The sequence below is a fragment of the Vibrio sp. 10N.222.52.C12 genome, from assembly GCF_041474215.1.
Taxonomy (GTDB): Bacteria; Pseudomonadota; Gammaproteobacteria; order Enterobacterales; family Vibrionaceae; genus Vibrio; species Vibrio crassostreae_C.
The window spans coordinates 1-20,644 of sequence record NZ_JBFRTR010000026.1 but is presented as its reverse complement, the minus strand read 5'-3'; the positions used below and the strand labels follow the sequence as shown (position 1 = coordinate 20,644).

The window sequence follows — 20,644 nt, the reverse complement described above, 5'->3', positions numbered from 1 at the left end:
CTTTCGTCCTTCGTTAGACGCAAAGTTTTAAAATTCAATAAACACTTCATGTTGTTGACCATCTCTCTCGACCACCAGATTTAGCTCTGTTAGTTCTGAGATGGAACGGAATATGTTGCCCATAGCAGCAGGGTCTGTCAGGTCTTGTCCATTTAACTGAGTGGCAATATCTCCGTTTTGGAGCCCAACAGAGTTAAAAAGTTCTGAATCTTTGCCAGGGCTCACACGATAACCGATCACTTTATCGTCACGCTTCACCTGAGACAGTCGAACATATTGGAAGATTTGTTGCGGATCTTTCATTATCTTCGCTTTAATTTCATCAAGCTTCTCTTCTGCTGAAGCCGGATTATTACCACGAACCGAAGAAGAGCTACGAGGTGGCGCAGGCGCTGATACAGCCAAACGCTTGTACTCAATACCTTCAAGCATCAAGGTTTCGTCTCGTCCTGAGTTATCAATGATAACGCGGTCGATTAATACCGCTTTTAACTTGGCTCGAGTGCCTTCAATCTCTTCATTAATTCCGTAGGTCGCTTGCGTGCCGCGATTGGCGATCACCGCTAAGCTCAGTTTTGGATTCGAGCTCGCGACTGCACCCACTAAAACGAGGTTTAATCGCGTCTTAGGCGCATCTTGGATAACTTGCTGTTCAACCACAGCGGGCGTGCTTGGGTTGTAAGCACCAAACATGTTGCTCTGCTGCAAAGAAGAGATATCAAGGGTCGATTGAGGTGCTGAAGACGATGAAGCCGTTGCTGTCCAAGGCGCGATAGTTTGCTCAGCAGGTTCGATAAACCATGCAAGCTGCCCTAAGATCCATGCGGAAGCTGCAATCAATACACAACAGGTCGCTAAGCTTAGTTTCTGCTGAAGTACAAATCCATTCTCTAATAAGCGGCTCAACATAGGAGAATTCCCTACGCGATTTTTGAGCTCTAAAAAGTTCACTTTCCTAGTCCCTTTTCATGACGACAAACGCTGCAAATCATTAAACTTTCAGCTTTTTTATTCATTCGTTCGATACCAAGCTTATTTAAGCAATAAGATCCTGAACTATATCATAGCAAATCGATAAATCGGCATAACATGGCTATTTTGTATTATGACTTGAAAAAAATGCCAACCGCCTCCACTTTAAGCTTCTACTTAATGTGATAAGCATCATCAAAAACATGTTGCGCACTGTTCGTTACAGTTAAACCGCATTCATTTCTAACTGAAAAGGCACTGTCCTATATGAAAACGACTAATGAAGCTGTCAGACTCGATAAATGGTTGTGGGCAGCACGCTTTTATAAAACTCGTTCAATTGCTCGCAACATGGTCGATGGTGGCAAAGTCCACTATAATGGTCAGCGCAGTAAACCCAGCAAAATCGTAGAACTTGGGGCAGTGGTTACCCTGCGCCAAGGGAATGAAGAAAAGACGGTCACCATAGAGAAAATATCCGCACACCGCGGCGGGGCGCCAGTCGCTCAAACCCTCTATGAAGAAACCACCGAAAGCTTGGCAAAAAGAGAAGAGTTTGCACAACAACGCAAGCTAAATGCTCATAGCCCAGCACCAGAACGTCGCCCAGATAAAAAGCAACGTCGTGACATCATCAAGTTCAAGACTCAATAAGCTAGAAGGAATAGCCAAATGGCAGACCCAATGTCTACAAGTAATGTTTTAAATCGCTACCTATTTGAAGACCTATCAGTACGTGGTGAATTGGTACAGATGGACGAAGCATACCAACAGATTATTTCTAGCAAGGAATACCCAGCTCCAGTACAAAAGCTGTTGGGTGAGCTACTGGTTTCAACGACGCTACTAACGGCGACCCTAAAGTTTGAAGGTTCTATCACGATGCAGCTGCAAGGTGACGGCCCAGTATCTCTAGCAGTTATCAATGGCGATCACGATCAGAAGATCCGTGGTGTTGCTCGCTTTGAAGGCGATATCGCAGACGACGCAGGTCTACACGCCCTAATGGGTAAAGGTCACCTAGTGATCACTATCGATCCTAAGAAAGGTGAGCGTTACCAAGGTATCGTTGGTCTTGAAGGTGACACGCTTGCACAAGTGCTTGAAGGCTACTTCGCTAACTCTGAACAGCTTAAGACTCGTCTATGGCTGCGCACTGGCGAGCATGAAGGCAAAGCACACGCTGCAGGTATGTTGCTACAAGTAATGCCTGACGGCACCGGTACTCCAGACGACTTCGAGCACCTAGAGCAACTAACAGACACCGTGAAAAACGAAGAGCTATTCACTCTAGAAGCGAACGAACTGCTTTACCGTTTGTACAACCAAGAGAAAGTACAGCTATTCACACCACAACCGGTTGAGTTCTTCTGTGGCTGTTCACGCGATCGAAGTGCAGCAGCAATCATTACTGTTGCTCAAGAAGAGATCTACGACATCCTAAGCACCGAAGGAAGCGTTGGTCTACACTGCGATTACTGTGGCACAAACTACTCGTTCGACAAGAATGATGTTGATGCACTGTACGCAGAAGCAGCAGATAAAGGCAGCAATACGGTTCATTAATTTACGGCGTACCAAAAACACGTAATTTACCCCAAAAAGGTCAGCCCTCAGCTGGCCTTTTTTGTGATCAAAATAGCGCAAACCCCGTAACATCTCGTAATAAAATCACCGCTTAATTTTAATCAATTAATAATGTTCTCGCCCCTAGCGCAAAGGTTTGCGTACAGGATAGACTAGTTGGGCCAATATGTGACGAGACGCTTAAAACCCCATGGCTAATATGGATATTTTTTGAGCTATATCCCTGTTTCCCCCGAGTCTCGTTGCTAGCATGGTGAGCAGATAACAATAAAAAATTAATACAAAATCCCTACAAAATATCCTACAAGGAGCACCTATGACCGTTATGGAACATACAAAGGCTGCACAAATTGATCTAACTAAGCACGGACTGACTGGCGTTACTGAAGTTCTTCGTAATCCTAGCTACGAGCAGTTATTCGTTGAAGAAACACTGCCAGGTTTGGAAGGCTACGAAAAAGGCGTAGTAACGGAACTAGGCTCTGTTGCGGTAGACACTGGTATCTTTACTGGCCGCTCACCAAAAGATAAGTACATTGTTAAAGATGACACGACCCGCGATACCATGTGGTGGTCAGATCAAGGCAAAAATGACAACAAACCGATTACAACTGAAGTATGGAATGAGCTGAAAGAGCTTGTGACAACTCAGCTATCTGGCAAGCGCCTGTTTGTCATCGACGGTTATTGTGGTGCTAACCCTGATACGCGCTTAAGCGTGCGTATTATCACTGAAGTAGCGTGGCAAGCGCACTTCGTTAAGAACATGTTCATTCGTCCAACTGACGAAGAGCTAGCAACGTTCGAACCTGATTTCGTGGTAATGAACGGTGCTAAAACAACTAACCCTAACTGGGAAAAGCAGGGTCTAAACTCTGAAAACTTCGTTGCTTTCAACCTAACAGAGCGCGTTCAAATCATCGGTGGTACTTGGTACGGCGGTGAGATGAAGAAAGGCATGTTCGCAATGATGAACTACCTGCTTCCTCTGCAAGGCATTGCTTCAATGCACTGTAGTGCAAACGTCGGCGAGAAAGGCGATGTAGCCATCTTCTTCGGTCTATCTGGTACAGGTAAAACTACGCTTTCAACCGATCCTAAGCGTGAGCTAATCGGTGATGATGAGCACGGTTGGGATGACGATGGTATCTTCAACTTCGAAGGTGGTTGTTACGCGAAGACGATTCGTCTATCTAAAGAAGCAGAACCTGAAATCTACAATGCAATCCGTCGTGATGCACTACTAGAAAACGTAACAGTTCGTGGTGATGGTTCTATCGATTTTGATGACGGTTCAAAAACTGAGAACACTCGTGTTTCTTACCCAATTCACCACATCGATAACATCGTTAAACCAGTATCAAAAGCCGGTCACGCTCAAAAGGTTATCTTCCTGACTGCTGATGCATTCGGTGTACTGCCACCCGTTTCTAAACTGACTCCAGAGCAAACGAAGTACCACTTCCTATCTGGCTTCACTGCAAAACTAGCGGGCACTGAGCGTGGTATTACTGAGCCAACGCCAACGTTCTCTGCTGCATTTGGTGCGGCATTCTTAACTCTCCACCCAACTCAGTACGCTGAAGTGCTTGTGAAGCGTATGGAAGCAGCTGGCGCTGAAGCTTACCTAGTGAACACAGGTTGGAACGGTACTGGTAAACGTATCTCTATCCAAGATACGCGAGGCATCATCGACGCTATCCTAGATGGCTCAATCGACAACGCTGAAACTAAGGTTATCCCTATGTTTAACCTAGAAGTGCCACTAGCGCTGCACGATGTTGACCCAGCGATCCTTGACCCACGCGATACGTACACTGACCCTCTACAATGGGAAAGCAAAGCGAAAGATCTAGCCGAGCGCTTCATCAACAACTTTGATAAGTACACAGACAACGCTGAAGGTAAGTCACTGGTTGCAGCTGGTCCTCAACTGGACTAATCCAACCATCTGCTCGGGCTTAGCCAAAAGCAAACGCCCAATTTAAAATGATATTTTTGTAGCAAGCCCCTCTTTTGAGGGGCTTTTTTGTTGATGCTTGACCCTTTTTGTTCCACTCTGTTTTAAGACTATTGAAATTTAAGGCTTTCAGGGAATGAAAAAGGTATTCATGGTGTTCGGCATTGTGTTGGCTATCGCCGTTGCAACTATCGCAGCGCTGCTATTAAGCCTGCAGACCCAATACCGTGCGGATGTTGCCAACTTTTTTATCAAACATACGATTGAACAACCTGTATTCATTGAAGATGTTGAGTATCAGGCGCCTTATCACATCACCTTAATGGGCATTACCCAAAGCCAACCAGAAAAGCAAACACCTCTGTATATCGACAAGATCGATCTTTGGTTCAGCCCCAGCTCGATGACAGAGGCCAAACTGGTCTTTGAATCTGTTTTGATCAGCGGCCTACAATTAGAGGCAGACGATCTAAAAACACTGACTTCTTTATTTACCCAACCAAACATCAAGCTCCACCAGCTGGCCATCAACAATCTCGACTTTTCGACGCCAGAGTTTAATGCGCGAGGCATCGACCTACAGATCTCCGCCCCAACGTGGAACAACGATAACTCGCTGCTACCTTATGGAAAGACCCAACTCTCTGCCTCACAACTGTATTGGCAAGGTGAGGCATTCGATAATCTGTTGATTGACCTAGACTTAAAACCTAGCGACAGCACCCTTTATGGTGCTTCGTTTGACTGGCGTGGCGCCAAGATTTCTGGGCAAGCTGAACAATATCAACAAGATTGGTCGTTGGTGAATGTGACCGTCGATGGCTTACGACTCAATCAGAAACAGACCCAAAACCTACTAAGCAAAGAGTGGGATGTTGCAGGCATTAAGATTAATCACATCAATAGCTTAGATATTCTGCGTAGCGACGTAGAGTGGCAAGATGGCCACCTCGCTGCCTTTGATGCCTCATTAGAAAATATCCAACTGCCTTTTGAAATCTGGAAACAACAGAAAGCCATTTTTTCTCTACAGGCAGAAGGAGTGACCATTGATGATGACATGTTCATCGAGCCAAGCCTCAAGCTCAACCTAGAAACAAACCAGATTCTGATTGAAGATTTCTATACTCAATTCCTGCAAGGCACTGTTCAGCTCAATGGCAAAGTCACCCCTAGCAGCATTGAATTAGCGCAACTCGACCTACAAGGCATCAAGTGGATTACCGAAAACCAAGATAGCCCTCTAGTCGCAGCTCGACTAATACCTTGGCTTACACAACTCCAGAACGTCGAGATTAACCGACTTAATATAGAACGCAGCCAACTTATCCAACTAGCACAAACGCCTTACTGGCAGGTCTCTGGATTACATGTCGAGGGGCATCAAGTTCAACTGCTGCAAGATAGAAAACTGGGCTTGTGGCAAGGGAAGCTGATGGCGAGCGCCAATGATGCCAGCTACCAAAATATTCTCAGCGCACAGCCTGTGGTTGAGATGAATAGCGAACAAGGAAAATGGACGCTGACTCGTCTGTTTGCACCACTCAGGAATGGCTACATTGAAGCCAATGCAACGCTCGATTTTAACCAAATCAGCAAGCCATGGAGCTTAGATATTTCTGCCGATGGGTTACCCATTGCGCCTATGCTGCAGCGACTTGAATTACCACTCGATGCAACCGGCTATGGCGAGTTTGAACTTCAAGCCGCAGGTTTATATGGCGACTCACTGATGCTCGGTTACTCAACCACAGGGCAACTCACTGGCAGCGTTCGCCAGGGTGTGATGACCTTTAATGACAAGCTTTCTGAAACATCGACTGATAACGTGTTTGAAATTCCAGAGCTTAATGCGCATTTTGACCGTGGGCGCTTCACTCTCGAACCGATGCATATTATTGGTGCATCATCAGCAGAGCAAGGCGAACAAAGGGTTCAAACGCTCAATGGCGAGGCTTCTGGAGAACTCGACTTGCTTAAAGCTGAGCAACACACCCTCTCGATTACCCTATCGGACCCATGCCATCAAATCTCAGGAAAGCTCACCCAAGCTGAGTATTCGGAGATTAACGACTGCCAACAAAAAAACGCCACTCCTCAGGAGTAGCGCCTTGTATCTTTAATCTGTATCTGTTAGCCAGTGTCAGCTATACGTTTACGTTGGAGTCTGTTGATAATCGCTTTTTGTAGTCAGGGATCAGCATATAGGTTCCCGTAAACTCTACCGCTTCCACATCGCCGCTATGAATGGTCACGTGAATGATGATACGTGCCTTTCTTCCTGACGCAAGGCGGTCCAAGTCACCACTGATCCCATCCAATGAAGTAGAGGCAACAGGGTTTTGCTCAACCGGGTGACGATAACGAATATTACTGTCTGCCAGCACGATATCACCGGTCAGCCCGCGTTCTTTCATCAATAACCAAGTCATCCCCCAACCAGTTAAGGTCGCTAAGGTAAAGGCAGAGCCTGCAAACATGGTATTATGCGGGTTCAAGTTGGGATTCAGCTGAGCACTACACTCAAATTGGTAACCCGTGTATTGGTTGATCTTGATGCCCATCTTGTCACTGATCGGGATCTGATGTTCCCAGCGCTGCTGAAGCTCATTACACCACTCAGGCTTACGCAGAACGTCTGCCATTGGGTCAAGATGCTTAACCATCTGTTGGTGACGCACAGGGCCACGTTGATCGTTAATCTCACCGCGACGTTCAAATTCATTCTTCTCATAGAATGAGATCGCATCTTCACGTGCATTACACACCAAGCGCTTAGCACCCTCTTGGCGAGCCAATGACTCAAGTGCGACTAGAATCAACGAACCCATGCCTTTACTTTGGCGAGATTTCTTCACCGCCATATAGCGGATCTGACCTTCCAGATCTGGGGTGATATACAGACGACCAATCGCCATCGGGCGACCACGACCATCAACAATCATGCGATGGTGACTCATTGGGTCATATTCATCGCGCTCAGAACCTACCGGCATTCGCCAAGGTTCACGGAGCATCTGCCAACGAAAATGGTAATACTTGTTTAGCTGATTTTCGGTGGTTGGTGTTATGAGTTTAAACATGCTTATTCCTTTAAGCCTAAACCTGCAGCCAGAATGTCACTGGGCCATCATTAACCAAAGACACTTTCATGTCGGCTGCGAATCGGCCACGTTCCGTTGGTAACACTGATTCACACTGGTCAGAGAAATAGTTATAAAGACGCTCAGCATCTTCTGGGTGAGCACCACGAGAGAACCCTGCTCGAGTCCCTTTCTTGGTATCGGCCGGCAGAGTGAATTGAGACACCACTAATACCTTACCTTCTACTTGCTTCACGTTGAGGTTCATTTTATCGTCTTCGTCTCCAAAGACACGATAAGTGGTCACTCGTTCCATCAAACGTTTGGCTTTGGCTTCGTCGTCACCTTTTTCTACGCCTAACAAAACTAATAAGCCTTGTTCAATCTCACCAACTAATTCGCCATCAACACGGACGGCAGCTTCACTTACTCTCTGGATCAGTGCTATCACTGTTGTTTCCTTGCTCTGTGATTTTGTCGTTATCCGACGAGTGTACCATTTCTTTCGAGTCACTCCACTGTTCCTGCTCACCCAATGCAGCGGTCACCTCAGCACCCACCAGCACAATCAACCAGCACAAATAAACCCAGACAAAAAGAATTGGTATTGCCGCCAATGCGCCATAAATCAACTGGTAAGAAGGGAATTGAGTAATGTAGGCCGCGAAGCCTTTCTTACTGAGTTCGAACAACAGAGCCGCCACTAGAGAACCTGCAGCCGCATGAGAAAAGTGTATCTTTTTGTTGGGAACCAACAGGTACAGACCGAAAAACGCAAAGAAAGAGAGAATCAAAGGCAGTTTGCGAATTACGGTATTAAAGGCGCCAGATACGACTTCATTTTGTAGCAGACTGAGCGATGTCACATACGAAGTGGCAGCAATACTCGCCCCAACCAAGATCGGCCCAAGTGTTAGCACCATCCAGTACATTGAGAACGACAATACCGCACGTCGCTTCTCATTAACACGCCAGATGTAGTTTAGGTTCTTATCGATATTCGAGATCAACATCAGTGCCGCAATGAACAAGAACACACTACCGACCGCCGTCATCTTACCCGTGTTGGCAACAAACTCGAGCAAGGCACCGTGCACCGCATCTCCTGACGCTGGAACAAAGTTGATAATAACGAAGTTTTGAATCACGATACCAACATCAGCAAAGATGGAAAATGATGACAAGATAGAGAGCAGAACCGTCAACATCGGTACGATCGAGAGCAAAGTAATGTACGCCAAGTAGCCCGCATTCACGTTGACTCTATCGTGCGTCATTCGCGCCAAAAGATAGCGAGAAAACTGAATACTGAGTGTGGCGACCTTTTTTATCTTCAACTTGTAACTCCCTTGTAACTCGTTCATAGTCCTAATTAATATTCCGTTACTTAACTATAGGAAACTAGGATGCCTTATTTAATAGTTATAGTCCTCTCTATTTTTACTCTTACTGGATGCCAGTCAGCTTATTACTCCGCCATGGAGCAAGTGGGTTACCACAAGCGTGACATTATGGTCGATAGAGTGGAAGACGCTAAAGAGTCGCAGCAGGATGCTCAGGAAGAGTTTACCAGCGCACTTGAAGCCTTGAGTAGCCTGACTAATTTCAGTGGCGGCGACCTTGAAGACATGTACAACCAAATCAATGATAAATACCAAGACAGCGAGAAAGCCGCGCAAAATGTCAGTGACCGCATTGCTGCGATTGAAGATGTGTCGGATGCGCTGTTTGAAGAGTGGCAGAGTGAGTTAGATCTCTACACCAGTGATTCACTGCGCCGCTCGAGCGAGCAAAAGCTTCGTGAAACTAAATTGTCTTACCAAACGATGCTGTCAGCAATGAAGCGCGCCGAGAAGAAAATGGACCCAGTGCTCAATACCCTTCGCGACAATACGCTTTATCTAAAGCATAACCTCAATGCGAGTGCTGTCGGTTCGTTGCAGGGCGAATTTATGAGCTTAGAAAAAGACATCGCCTACGCGATAGAACAGATGAATGCTGCAATAGCAGAATCGGATAAGTTCCTAGCTCAACTGAACCAGAAGTAGCGCTACAGATAAAGAACACGATGCAACCGATCATTATTACTGGCGGCCCCGGAGCCGGGAAGACAACACTGATTAATGCCTTGGGCGACATGGGTTACCCAACCTTCGCTGAGTCCTCTCGCCAGTTAATCGAACAGCAGAGTCAACTTGAGAACGGTATCTTACCTTGGTTAGACCTTCCAGGCTTTGCTCGCCTATGTTTAACCGTCATGAGCGAACACAAAGACCAAGCCAGTCAGCATCCTGTTGCCTTTCTCGATCGCGCCATTCCAGATATCTGTGGCTACTTGGCTCAGGCGAAACTAGAGATAAACACAACCTACCGAGAAGCGAGCCAAGGTTATCACCCCCAAGTGTTGTTCTGTCGCCCTGAGGCTTCAATTTATGTCCAAGATGATGTGAGACCTTATCCGTTTGAGGAGGCGTTAGAGATTCACCACGCGTTAGAAAGAGTCTACCAAGAACTTGGTTATGAGGTGGTTGAAGTGCCGTTTATGCCAGTCGAAGAACGGCTTCAATTCGTTGAGCGTTACTTAGGTATCAAAAGCTAGATCCCCAACTCGGTCGTTCCTCCCTCTTGAGGATGACGAAATCTCGTTTAACCGTATCTAAACAAACTAAAAAACAAAAGCCCCGAGCAGCTAGGCTACTCGGGGCTTTCTTATCTACTTAGCTAGAAGCTAGTCAGCTGGCAATTAAGCCTTAGCTGGACGTGCTGCACGCTTACGTTCGTTTTCCGTAAGAAGCTTCTTACGGATACGAATGCTTACTGGCGTTACTTCTACTAGTTCGTCTTCGTCGATGAACTCAAGAGCTTGCTCTAGAGTGTGACGGATAGGTGGCGAAAGAACCTGTGCTTCATCAGTACCAGATGCACGAACGTTCGTTAGCTGCTTACCTTTCAGACAGTTTACTGTTAGGTCGTTTGAACGGTTGTGAATACCGATGATTTGACCTTCGTATACTTCATCCGCGTGCTCAGCAAATAGACGACCACGTTCTTGTAGGTTGAATAGTGCGTAAGTCAGAGCTTTACCAGTTGCGTTCGAGATTAGAACACCGTTGTTACGTTGACCGATTACGCCGCCTTTGTGAGGACCGTAGTGATCAAATGAGTGGTAAAGAAGACCAGAACCAGACGTTAGAGTTAGGAACTCAGTTTGGAAACCGATAAGACCACGAGAAGGCATCATGAAGTCCATGCGAACACGGCCTTTGCCATCTGGAGACATATCAGTTAGCTCACCTTTACGTAGACCGATGTTTTCCATGATGCCACCTTGGTGCTCTTCAAGCACGTCGATAGTCACAGTTTCAAACGGTTCAGTTAGGTTGCCATCTTCGTCTTTCTTGATGATAACTTCTGGACGAGATACAGCTAGCTCGAAACCTTCACGACGCATGTTTTCGATCAGGATAGATAGGTGAAGTTCACCACGACCTGAAACACGGAAACGATCTGGGTTATCAGTTTCTTCAACACGTAGTGCAACGTTGTGTACTAGTTCTTTCTCTAGACGCTCAAGGATGTTACGTGAAGTAACGAACTTACCTTCTTTACCCGCGAACGGAGAAGTGTTTACTTGGAACGTCATTGTTACTGTTGGTTCATCAACAGAAAGCGGAGTCATTGCTTCAACATTGTTTACGTCACAGATAGTGTCTGAAATTTTCAGCTCACCAAGACCAGTGATTGCAATGATGTCGCCAGCGTTAGCTTGCTCAACTTCGTGACGGTCAAGACCTAGGTAACCAAGAACTGTACCTACTTTACCGTTACGTTTTTTGCCTTCTGCATTTACGATAGTTACTTGTTGGTTTGGTTTAACAGAACCACGAGTAACACGAGCAACACCGATAACACCTACGTAAGAGCTGTAATCAAGTTGCGAAATTTGCATTTGTAGTGGACCGTCAAGGTCAACTGCAGGCGCGTCTACTGTATCAACAACAGCTTGGAACAATGGTTCCATGTTCTCGCCAGTTTCGCCTTCAGTCATTGTTGCCCAACCGTTCAGAGCTGAAGCGTAAACAACTGTGAAGTCTAGTTGCTCATCAGTAGCACCTAGGTTGTCGAAAAGGTCGAATACTTGATCCATAACCCAATCAGGACGAGCGCCTGGGCGGTCAATCTTGTTGATTACAACGATTGGCTTAAGACCGTGTGCGAATGCTTTTTGCGTTACGAAACGAGTTTGAGGCATTGGGCCATCAACTGCGTCAACGATAAGCAGAACAGAGTCAACCATAGACATGATACGCTCAACTTCACCACCGAAGTCCGCGTGTCCCGGAGTATCTACGATGTTGATGCGGTAATCATTCCAGTTGATTGCTGTGTTCTTAGCAAGAATGGTAATGCCACGCTCTTTTTCGATGTCATTCGAATCCATGACACGCTCTTCAGCTTCACCACGAGACTCAAGAGTGCCTGACTGTTGTAGCAGTTTATCAACCAAAGTCGTTTTACCGTGGTCAACGTGCGCGATGATCGCGATATTTCTTAACTTATCAATCTGTGGAGTAGACATGGATTCTCGATTCACTCATAAAAGTAGCCGTCACTTATCTCAAAAGTTTGGATAATAACCGCTAGCTTGATTTAAAAAACGGTCAATAATATACCAGATTCTAGACAAAAACCCAGAAATATGTGATCTGAACCGGGGCTTTTTTCTTTATTAGCGATTCATATCCGCTTAACTTTGATTCAGTACAGTGTTGAACAGCCCAATTCGTAGGACTCTAAAAAAGTATCACCTGCGAGTGGCGAACCAAATCTCCCGCAAAATAACAAAAGTGGATTGACAACTTAGGCAATTCATTGCTGAATGGTGCTCGCTTATGTCTCATATTGGTGCACAGACAAACAATTGCACCAATAAGGTGCGCCCGGAGATCATTTTGGTGCAAAAACCAAATTAAGCAAAACCGAAAAACAAGTAAATCATTGAAATTAATGGAATAATTTTTTTGGCACGTTTTTGGCTATAGATAAATCAGCATCGATTAATGCACTTATAGACATTAATCAATGCTAGTTTCAACCGAATCGAGCTAATACCGAATTAATAACACTGGAGGTTATCCAAGATGTCAGTAGAAAATGTACTATCCCTGATCCAAGAGAACGAAGTTAAATTTATCGACTTACGTTTTACTGATACAAAAGGTAAAGAGCAGCATATCTCTATTCCTTCTCACCAAGTTGATGCAGACTTCTTCGAAGAAGGCAAAATGTTTGACGGCTCTTCAGTAGCTGGTTGGAAAGGCATTAACGAATCTGACATGGTAATGATGCCAGACGCAGCATCTGCTGTACTGGACCCATTCACAGAAGACGCAACACTAAACATCCGTTGTGACATCCTTGAGCCTGCAACAATGCAAGGCTACGACCGTGACCCACGCTCTATCGCTAAACGTTCTGAAGAGTACCTACGTTCTACAGGTATCGCAGACACAGTTCTAGTTGGTCCAGAGCCAGAATTCTTCCTATTTGACGACGTTAAGTTCTCAAACGACATGTCTGGTTCTTTCTTCAAGATCGATGACGTAGAAGCAGCTTGGAACACAGGTTCTGACTTCGAAGGCGGTAACAAAGGTCACCGTCCTGGCGTTAAAGGCGGTTACTTCCCAGTAGCTCCAGTAGATTCATCTCAAGACATCCGTTCAGCAATGTGTCTAGTAATGGAAGAGATGGGCCTAGTTGTTGAAGCTCACCACCATGAAGTAGCAACTGCGGGTCAAAACGAAATCGCTACTCGCTTCAACACGCTAACAGCGAAAGCTGATGAAACTCAAATCTACAAGTACGTTGTACACAACGTTGCTCACGCATTTGGTAAAACAGCGACATTCATGCCTAAGCCACTAGTTGGTGACAACGGTTCTGGTATGCACGTTCACCAATCTCTAGCAAAAGACGGCGTTAACCTGTTTGCTGGTGATAAGTACGGCGGCCTATCTGAAATGGCTCTTTACTACATCGGTGGTGTAATCAAGCACGCTCGTGCAATCAACGCGTTTGCTAACCCATCAACTAACTCGTACAAGCGTCTTGTACCTGGTTTCGAAGCACCTGTAATGCTTGCTTACTCAGCACGTAACCGTTCTGCTTCTATCCGTATCCCAGTAGTACCAAGCCCTAAAGCACGTCGTATCGAGCTACGTTTTGGTGACCCAGCAGCTAACCCATACCTATGCTACTCAGCAATGCTTATGGCTGGCCTTGACGGCATCAAGAACAAGATTCACCCAGGCGAAGCTATGGATAAAGATCTATACGACCTTCCTGCAGAAGAAGCAGCTGAAATCCCAACAGTTGCAGAATCTCTACAAGAAGCTCTAGCAGCGCTTAGCGAAGACCGTGAGTTCCTAACAGCTGGCGGCGTATTCTCTGACGATTTCATCGATTCTTACATCACTCTGAAATCTGACGACGTACAACGCGTGAACATGGCTACACACCCACTTGAGTTTGAACTGTACTACTCAGTTTAATCTCCTGTAGAGATAAGCCATTTCTTACTGCAACCTTGTAAGAATCGCTGACTAAATATTAGGCTCGCCTCGCAGGCGGGCCTTTTTTATATTCTCCCTCCCCCCGCTTCCTCGTACCATACTAGATACCAATCGTAGTAAATAACTACTCAGCCTAGCTTGTTAAAACACTCGATAACATCGTTAGGTTTTTTGATTGTAGAATAACTACTTATCGAAACTATTTTTGCCGAGCAGGGCTGCCTCGTTCTCAAGCCTTTTTCCTGCGCTATTTCTGAGCATTAACTTACTGTGATTGGCATTTAATAAAAGCCCTCAGAGGCTGTCGCGCTAAATACAATAAAACCAACGCCAAACGTGAAATCACCTAGCGGTGAAAAGAGGCTAAAGATATGAAAAACATACTGTTCCTAATCGGGTTAACAGTCGCGCTCTCGTGCTCTGCTCAAACGGTGTATACCTGGATAGATGAAGATGGCGTGCTCCACTTTAGTGATAACCCTAGCGCTCAAGATGCCGAGGCTCTTCGCCTGCCAGATGTGCAAGCTTCAGCACCCGCCCCTAAATTTGAGGCCTCAACTCCGGTTGACGCTGCTGCTTCCTCTACAACTAAAACGGCAACGCCAGCCAAAACCCAGGCAGAAACCGAAACCACAGAGCGCGAGGTTCCCACTCAATTAACCCTCACCATGCTGACTCCAGTTCATGATCAAACCATTCGCAACAACCGCGGCTTAATCCCGATTCAGATAGAGCTCAACCGAAAACTTGGTATTGGGGAGCAATTACAATTGATGCTTGATGGCCGTCGATATGGCGCCCCACAGACCCAGCCTATTTGGGAATTAAAAGGTATCGATCGAGGTACTCACACCATTGCAATTCAAGCACATAGAAGCGGCAAGCTTATTGCATCTACTAGTCCAGTCACCGTGTATTTACATCGAGCGACGTTCAAGTAGGCCAATGTGTTAAAAGAGGCCAAATAACCTCTACTTTTCACCTAATCGAAGCAGCTTTCAGCGACTCTAATGAATTATCTTTAGCTTCTGGTTGATATGCGCCATACTTGAACTTAGCTACGCACCAATTTGGTGCAGTGAGAAAAACACCAGTTCAAGGACGAAATAGTGAATCGATCAGCCAAAAGCGACAGCATAGATACACACCATCTTTCCAGCGCCATTCTCGACAATATGGTGACTTCGACATTAATGCTCGATGAGCAATTGTATGTCCGATACGCAAATCCGGCGGCTGAGCAGCTCTTTTCACAGAGCGCACGACGCATCGTTGATCATCCACTGAGCCAACTTATCCAACACGCTTCACTTGATTTGGCGCTTCTGACGCAACCGCTACAAAGTGGCCAGAGCATTACCGACAGTGACGTTACCTTCGTTGTTGATAACCGCCCACTGATGCTTGAAGTCACGGTTAGCCCAATATCTTGGCAGCGAGAGACGCTGTTATTGGTTGAGATGCGCAAGATAGACCAGCAAAGACGCCTTAGCCAAGAGCTCAACCAACATGCACAACAACAAGCGGCTAAGTTGCTGGTACGCGGGTTAGCACATGAGATCAAAAATCCACTCGGGGGCTTAAGAGGTGCGGCGCAGTTACTTGGGAAAATGCTTCCTGATCAGTCTCTTAATGAATATACGCAGATCATTATTGAGCAAGCCGACCGCCTAAGAGCTTTAGTCGACCGTCTGCTTGGCCCACAGAAGCCGGGGACTAAATCAGAAGAGAACCTTCACCAGATACTTGAGAAAGTCAGGCAGCTCGTAGAACTCGAATCGGGTTCAACGCTCGCCATCGAAAGGGATTACGACCCGAGCCTACCGGACATCTTGATGGATTCGGCACAGGTTGAACAAGCGATGCTCAATATCGTGAGCAATGCAGCGCAGATTCTAAAGACTCAAGATTCTGGCAAAATCACCATTCGCACCAGAACGGTGCATCAAGCAAATATTCACGGGCAGCGACACAAACTCGCAGCTCGTATTGAGATCAGCGATAACGGTCCGGGCATCCCCGATGATTTAAAAGACACGCTGTTTTACCCAATGGTCAGCGGACGAGAAGGTGGAACAGGGCTGGGGCTATCGATTTCTCAAAACCTGATCGATCAACACAATGGGAAAATTGATGTTGAAAGCTGGCCAGGCAACACCACATTCACGATTTATCTACCGATTTAGGTCATAAGAACCTCGCTATTGGACAGCGAGATGAAAGGCTTAGCTCGGTAACACAAAGATTAAGACATCATAAAAACAACAATGATTATCACAATAGATTTGGCTGCAAAGGAATTGAATTATGAGTAAGGGATACGTTTGGGTCGTCGATGACGACAGCTCTATCCGCTGGGTAGTAGAGAAAACACTTTCATCTGCGGATATTAAGTGTGAAACATTTGCTGATGCTGAGAGCGTGTTGCTTGCGCTTGAGCGCGAGACACCGGACGTATTGGTGTCTGACATTCGCATGCCCGGCATTGACGGGATTGAGCTATTGCATCAGGTTCATCAACGCTCTCCCGACCTGCCCGTGATCATTATGACCGCGCACTCAGACCTTGATGCGGCGGTGAATGCTTATCAAAAAGGCGCCTTTGAATATCTTCCAAAGCCGTTCGATATTGATGAAACACTGACTCTAGTCGAACGAGCGATCGCGCACAGCCAAGAGCAGAAACGCGAACAAGCCAGTGAGGTCGCTGAAGACACCAACGCGCCAGAAATCATCGGTGAAGCACCGGCAATGCAGGAGGTTTTCCGAGCGATTGGCCGTTTGTCTCGCTCATCCATATCCGTGCTGATCAATGGTGAATCGGGTACCGGTAAAGAATTGGTCGCTCACGCTCTGCATCGTCACAGCCCAAGAGCTAAGAAGCCCTTCATTGCCTTGAACATGGCAGCAATCCCCAAAGATCTGATCGAGTCTGAACTGTTTGGCCACGAAAAAGGTGCCTTTACCGGTGCTAACAGCGTTCGCCAAGGACGCTTTGAACAAGCCAACGGCGGCACCCTATTTCTGGATGAGATCGGTGACATGCCACTCGATATCCAAACTCGCTTGTTGCGTGTACTTTCTGATGGTCAGTTCTATCGTGTCGGCGGTCACTCTGCAGTTAAGGTAGACGTTCGTATCGTTGCCGCAACCCACCAAGATCTTGAGCGCTTAGTGCATGAAGGCGACTTCCGTGAAGACCTTTTCCACCGACTCAACGTTATCCGAATCCATATCCCGGCACTTCGCGAACGTAAACAAGACATTGAAAAGCTGACTCATCACTTCCTAGCATCCGCCGCCGAAGAGCTCGGTGTTGAAGTGAAGACACTGCATCCTGAGACCATTTTGAAGCTCAACCAGCTCAATTGGCCTGGTAACGTACGTCAGCTTGAGAATATTTGTCGTTGGTTAACGGTGATGGCTAGCGGCAGCGAGATACTGCCTTCCGATCTACCACCGGAATTGTTGGAAGAAAAAGTCGTGACCACTTCAGGTTCTGGGGATAACTGGCAGCAACTGCTCGCGAATTGGGCGAAATGTGCGCTTGATTCAGGAGAAAAAGAGCTGCTCACTTACGCTCTACCAGAGTTTGAACGTATACTGCTCGAGGCTGCACTCCACCACACTAATGGTCATAAACAGGATGCAGCTAAGGTTTTGGGATGGGGAAGAAACACCCTAACTCGTAAACTCAAAGAACTGTACTAGACCTTATATGATTCTCGATGCAGCTACTTTTTAACCAAAAAAGTGTCGCTTGGTTTGAATAGTGTCGGTACAATTACAGTACACTATTCACCAAAGTTGTAGCTAAAGATGTCTTTGAAAACACAAATTACTTTGAGAACCGCAGTGGTTCTGCCATTCGTGATGATTTTTCTGTTCACTATGGGTGTAATGGTTTTCACTCAAAAGCTAAGCTACAAAGAGATGGTGAGTGATGTTAGTGCACGCCAGCTGACATCACTGACTGACAATGTTCATCAAAGCCTGTCTAATTTTTTAGAAAAGCCATTTCACGCCAACCTCTCGCTCAGCCATAACATCGGCTACCACCATCTTTATCAAGCAGGCAATCTTAGTAAGGTCCAAGACTATATTTTTTATACGTTTTCAGACCATTACACTGCTGTACCTCAACTCGATGCGATCGGCTTTGGTTCTGAAGATGGTAACTACGTCGGTTTCCGCAAAGAAGCCAACAAAGGCTACACCTTGATGGTGCAAGACGAACGCACCAATGATCAGCTGGTCATTTACCGTGGCAGCAAAATTAGTGAAGACATTCGATCGGTGATTTCAGGTTACGATCCTAGAATCCGTCTTTGGTACACACCCATTGCGACACAGAAAAAACCGTTATGGTCACCAATTTATGCCAATGCTGACGAACGTCAAGAAATCACCTTATCTGCTCTAGCGCCTATCTATGATGATAATGAATTCAAAGCCGTCGTAGTCAGCGACATCAAAATCAATACCTTCAATGCGTTTCTCAGAAAGCTCAAAGATAGAACGGATGCCTCTGTTTACATCATCGATAAGCAGCAACGCTTGGTCGCGCACTCAGGCGGAGGCAGTGTCGTTTCATGGGGCACAGGACAAACCAACAAAGGGCAACGCAAACTAGCAACAGAGAGTGCTAATCCAGTCATACGTGAGAGTGCTAGCTACGTAGAGCAATTCCACCTAATCGAGAATTTGGGCGAGCAGCGCTTTAGTTTTAGCCTAGACAACGAACGCTACTTCAACCAAATCACCCCATACGAAGATGAGCACGGGCTCACGTGGTTTATTGGGGTGTCGATCCCTGAAAGCAATCTGCTCGGTGAATTGCCAGAAAATCAAAGAAACAGTTGGTTGCTTGGGCTAGCACTGAGCTGCATTGGGGTCATTGCAGGATTAATTGCCTTTAATCGCGCAACCCAACCCATCACCTCGACAGCGGATGCGGCAAAACGCCTTGCTAAGGGCGATTGGGACGCGAGCATGCCAAAAACAGGGCATATATATGAAACCAGCATGTTGGTCGAGTCATTCAATGAAATGACCAACAACTTAAAGGCTTCGTTTCATGCATTACAGTCTCAACTTACCTATGACTCATTAACCAAGCTATACAGCCGTGAAGGCTTTATTGACGCTGCCAAGAAACACCCCGACAACGAAAAAGGCACACTGTATTTGATTGGTATTGATCGCTTCCGAGACATCAATGACAGCCTAGGTCATTACAATGGCGACCAGCTACTTATCATTGCGGCCGCTCGTTTAAGAGGCACACTGCCATCCGAATACCTACTAGCTCGCACTGGTGGTGATGAGTTTGCCATCTACGCGCCAAACGTAACGCAAAGCGATGATGTTCAGCTGCTGACTAACCGCTTACTTCAAACCTTCGCTTCCCCATTTTCAATGGAATCGGAAAGCGTGGTGATTAAGGTATCGATGGGGATAGTGAATGTCTCTAATCTTCACGACATTACACTCCTGCTACGCAGCAGCAGCATTGCATTGAGCAATGCGAAACAAGACAAAACCAGTGTCTGTATTTATAGCCTTGAAATGGGCAAAGCATCGAGACATCGCACCAAGATGTTAGCGCGGATGAACCGAGCGATTGAGCTTCAACAGTTCGAACCGTTTTATCAGCCTATTATTGATCTGGAATCTGGCTCGACCATAGGAGCAGAAGCTTTAGCTCGCTGGATAACGGATGAAGGGGTGATCTCGCCACTCGAGTTCATTCCTCTCGCGGAAGAGAGCGGGCTCATTGACGATATCGGAAAACAAATTCTGCATAAGTCGTGTCGAGATACAGCCATCGCGATTGAGTCAGGAAAATGGAGCAAGGACTTCTCGATTCACGTCAACCTGTCGGTCGTTCAGCTAAGCGAAAGTGGCTTTGTGGAACAAGTAAAAGGCACGTTGCGAGACACAAATCTGCCAGCAAGCAACCTGACACTAGAGATCACCGAATCACGCATCGTCGACAACGACCCGACCATCATCGATAACATGCTGACTCTAAAAGCACTAGGGATATCAATTGCGATTGATGACTTTGGTACCGGCTATTCGTCACTGGCTTATTTACACAAACTGCCATTTGATTGCTTAAAGATCGATCGCAGCTTTGTCAGCAAACTTGATAAAGAGAACCTAGATAGCTCCATCGTCGCGGCCATCGTTAACATCACTAAGGGCTTCAAAGTAAGCTTGGTGGCAGAGGGCGTTGAAACACAGCAACAGGCTGAACTTCTCAAGCAGCTGCAGTGCCCGCTTGCTCAAGGCTTCTTATACAGTCGCCCAGTTCCGTTTGACCAATGGCCTACCGACCTCATCAACTCCAAGCAAAGTGCCAAGGTCAAACAAAATACCACTGAGAGTCTCACCTAAACCAGGCAGAAATCGAATGAGTCAGATACAAAAATGCCAGCATGATGCTGTAATGCCGATCAGTTAAA

16 protein-coding genes are annotated in these 20,644 nt (G+C 46.3%); 11 read left to right on the top strand and 5 right to left on the bottom strand.

The window, feature by feature from the left end; genetic code table 11:
• Positions 1-27 precede the first annotated feature (27 nt).
• Entirely contained in the window at positions 28-909 is an 882-nt protein-coding gene (gspC, locus tag AB4623_RS05475; RefSeq protein ID WP_017062489.1) for a type II secretion system protein GspC, read from the bottom strand.
• Between the two features lie 330 nt (positions 910-1,239).
• Between gspC and hslR the strand changes: the two genes are divergently transcribed.
• From hslR to AB4623_RS05455, 4 genes are all read left to right on the top strand, one after another.
• Positions 1,240-1,626 (top strand): ribosome-associated heat shock protein Hsp15, encoded by a 387-nt coding sequence (gene hslR, locus AB4623_RS05470; RefSeq protein WP_017090220.1) that lies wholly within the window; start codon positions 1,240-1,242, stop codon positions 1,624-1,626.
• An 18-nt stretch (positions 1,627-1,644) separates the two neighbouring features.
• Complete coding sequence (gene hslO, locus AB4623_RS05465; protein ID WP_017063067.1) at positions 1,645-2,538, top strand: Hsp33 family molecular chaperone HslO; 894 nt, start codon at positions 1,645-1,647, stop codon at positions 2,536-2,538.
• A gap of 337 nt (positions 2,539-2,875) precedes the next feature.
• Positions 2,876-4,501 carry a phosphoenolpyruvate carboxykinase (ATP) gene (gene pckA, locus AB4623_RS05460; RefSeq protein ID WP_017062492.1) on the top strand — a complete coding sequence of 542 codons (1,626 nt, stop codon included), beginning with the start codon at positions 2,876-2,878 and terminating at the stop codon, positions 4,499-4,501.
• Positions 4,502-4,655: 154 nt separating this feature from the next.
• On the top strand, positions 4,656-6,626 hold the full coding sequence (locus AB4623_RS05455) for an AsmA family protein (RefSeq protein ID WP_372145911.1): 1,971 nt from the start codon (positions 4,656-4,658) through the stop codon (positions 6,624-6,626).
• Positions 6,627-6,666: 40 nt separating this feature from the next.
• Here AB4623_RS05455 and AB4623_RS05450 read toward each other — a convergent pair whose 3' ends face one another.
• The 3 genes from AB4623_RS05450 to AB4623_RS05440 are packed head-to-tail and all read right to left on the bottom strand — an operon-like array spanning position 6,667 to position 8,966.
• Positions 6,667-7,602 carry a bifunctional GNAT family N-acetyltransferase/hotdog fold thioesterase gene (locus AB4623_RS05450; RefSeq protein WP_017065806.1) on the bottom strand — a complete coding sequence of 312 codons (936 nt, stop codon included), beginning with the start codon at positions 7,600-7,602 and terminating at the stop codon, positions 6,667-6,669.
• A gap of 16 nt (positions 7,603-7,618) precedes the next feature.
• Positions 7,619-8,053, bottom strand: coding sequence for a D-aminoacyl-tRNA deacylase (gene dtd, locus AB4623_RS05445; RefSeq protein WP_065585029.1), 435 nt, complete (start codon positions 8,051-8,053; stop codon positions 7,619-7,621).
• On the bottom strand, positions 8,025-8,966 hold the full coding sequence (locus tag AB4623_RS05440; protein ID WP_229648024.1) for a virulence factor BrkB family protein: 942 nt from the start codon (positions 8,964-8,966) through the stop codon (positions 8,025-8,027). Before AB4623_RS05440 ends, dtd begins: the two co-directional genes overlap by 29 nt.
• A gap of 42 nt (positions 8,967-9,008) precedes the next feature.
• Here AB4623_RS05440 and AB4623_RS05435 point away from each other — a divergent pair, with 42 nt between their 5' ends.
• Positions 9,009-9,650, top strand: a complete 642-nt coding sequence (locus AB4623_RS05435) for a DUF2959 domain-containing protein (protein ID WP_029235101.1) — start codon at positions 9,009-9,011, stop codon at positions 9,648-9,650.
• 20 nt (positions 9,651-9,670) lie between these two features.
• A complete protein-coding gene (locus tag AB4623_RS05430; RefSeq protein WP_372145909.1) occupies positions 9,671-10,201 on the top strand; it encodes an AAA family ATPase in 531 nt (176 codons plus the stop codon).
• A gap of 144 nt (positions 10,202-10,345) precedes the next feature.
• On the opposite strand, the gene typA is transcribed toward AB4623_RS05430, so the two are convergent.
• Entirely contained in the window at positions 10,346-12,181 is a 1,836-nt protein-coding gene (gene typA / locus AB4623_RS05425; RefSeq protein WP_017059220.1) for a translational GTPase TypA, read from the bottom strand.
• A gap of 562 nt (positions 12,182-12,743) precedes the next feature.
• Between typA and glnA the strand changes: the two genes are divergently transcribed.
• The 5 genes from glnA to AB4623_RS05400 all read left to right on the top strand — a co-directional run bounded on the left by glnA (position 12,744) and on the right by AB4623_RS05400 (position 20,576).
• Positions 12,744-14,153: a glutamate--ammonia ligase gene (gene glnA / locus AB4623_RS05420; protein WP_017059221.1), complete on the top strand. Its 1,410-nt coding sequence runs from the start codon at positions 12,744-12,746 to the stop codon at positions 14,151-14,153.
• A gap of 392 nt (positions 14,154-14,545) precedes the next feature.
• Complete coding sequence (locus AB4623_RS05415; protein ID WP_372145907.1) at positions 14,546-15,115, top strand: DUF4124 domain-containing protein; 570 nt, start codon at positions 14,546-14,548, stop codon at positions 15,113-15,115.
• A 168-nt stretch (positions 15,116-15,283) separates the two neighbouring features.
• On the top strand, positions 15,284-16,360 hold the full coding sequence (glnL, locus tag AB4623_RS05410) for a nitrogen regulation protein NR(II) (protein ID WP_019826501.1): 1,077 nt from the start codon (positions 15,284-15,286) through the stop codon (positions 16,358-16,360).
• A gap of 121 nt (positions 16,361-16,481) precedes the next feature.
• Positions 16,482-17,885: a nitrogen regulation protein NR(I) gene (glnG, locus tag AB4623_RS05405; protein ID WP_017063059.1), complete on the top strand. Its 1,404-nt coding sequence runs from the start codon at positions 16,482-16,484 to the stop codon at positions 17,883-17,885.
• A gap of 108 nt (positions 17,886-17,993) precedes the next feature.
• Positions 17,994-20,576 (top strand): EAL domain-containing protein, encoded by a 2,583-nt coding sequence (locus tag AB4623_RS05400; protein WP_372145905.1) that lies wholly within the window; start codon positions 17,994-17,996, stop codon positions 20,574-20,576.
• Positions 20,577-20,644: the final 68 nt, after the last annotated feature.

Bases quoted from the DNA above. Each gene is read 5' to 3' on its own strand.
- gspC (WP_017062489.1), bottom strand. From the start codon at position 909: ATGTTGAGCCGCTTATTAGAGAATGGATTTGTACTTCAGCAGAAACTA.
- hslR (WP_017090220.1), top strand. From the start codon at position 1,240: ATGAAAACGACTAATGAAGCTGTCAGACTCGATAAATGGTTGTGGGCA.
- hslO (WP_017063067.1), top strand. From the start codon at position 1,645: ATGGCAGACCCAATGTCTACAAGTAATGTTTTAAATCGCTACCTATTT.
- pckA (WP_017062492.1), top strand. From the start codon at position 2,876: ATGACCGTTATGGAACATACAAAGGCTGCACAAATTGATCTAACTAAG.
- AB4623_RS05455 (WP_372145911.1), top strand. From the start codon at position 4,656: ATGAAAAAGGTATTCATGGTGTTCGGCATTGTGTTGGCTATCGCCGTT.
- AB4623_RS05450 (WP_017065806.1), bottom strand. From the start codon at position 7,602: ATGTTTAAACTCATAACACCAACCACCGAAAATCAGCTAAACAAGTAT.
- AB4623_RS05440 (WP_229648024.1), bottom strand. From the start codon at position 8,966: ATGAACGAGTTACAAGGGAGTTACAAGTTGAAGATAAAAAAGGTCGCC.
- AB4623_RS05435 (WP_029235101.1), top strand. From the start codon at position 9,009: ATGCCTTATTTAATAGTTATAGTCCTCTCTATTTTTACTCTTACTGGA.
- AB4623_RS05430 (WP_372145909.1), top strand. From the start codon at position 9,671: ATGCAACCGATCATTATTACTGGCGGCCCCGGAGCCGGGAAGACAACA.
- typA (WP_017059220.1), bottom strand. From the start codon at position 12,181: ATGTCTACTCCACAGATTGATAAGTTAAGAAATATCGCGATCATCGCG.
- glnA (WP_017059221.1), top strand. From the start codon at position 12,744: ATGTCAGTAGAAAATGTACTATCCCTGATCCAAGAGAACGAAGTTAAA.
- AB4623_RS05415 (WP_372145907.1), top strand. From the start codon at position 14,546: ATGAAAAACATACTGTTCCTAATCGGGTTAACAGTCGCGCTCTCGTGC.
- glnG (WP_017063059.1), top strand. From the start codon at position 16,482: ATGAGTAAGGGATACGTTTGGGTCGTCGATGACGACAGCTCTATCCGC.
- AB4623_RS05400 (WP_372145905.1), top strand. From the start codon at position 17,994: ATGTCTTTGAAAACACAAATTACTTTGAGAACCGCAGTGGTTCTGCCA.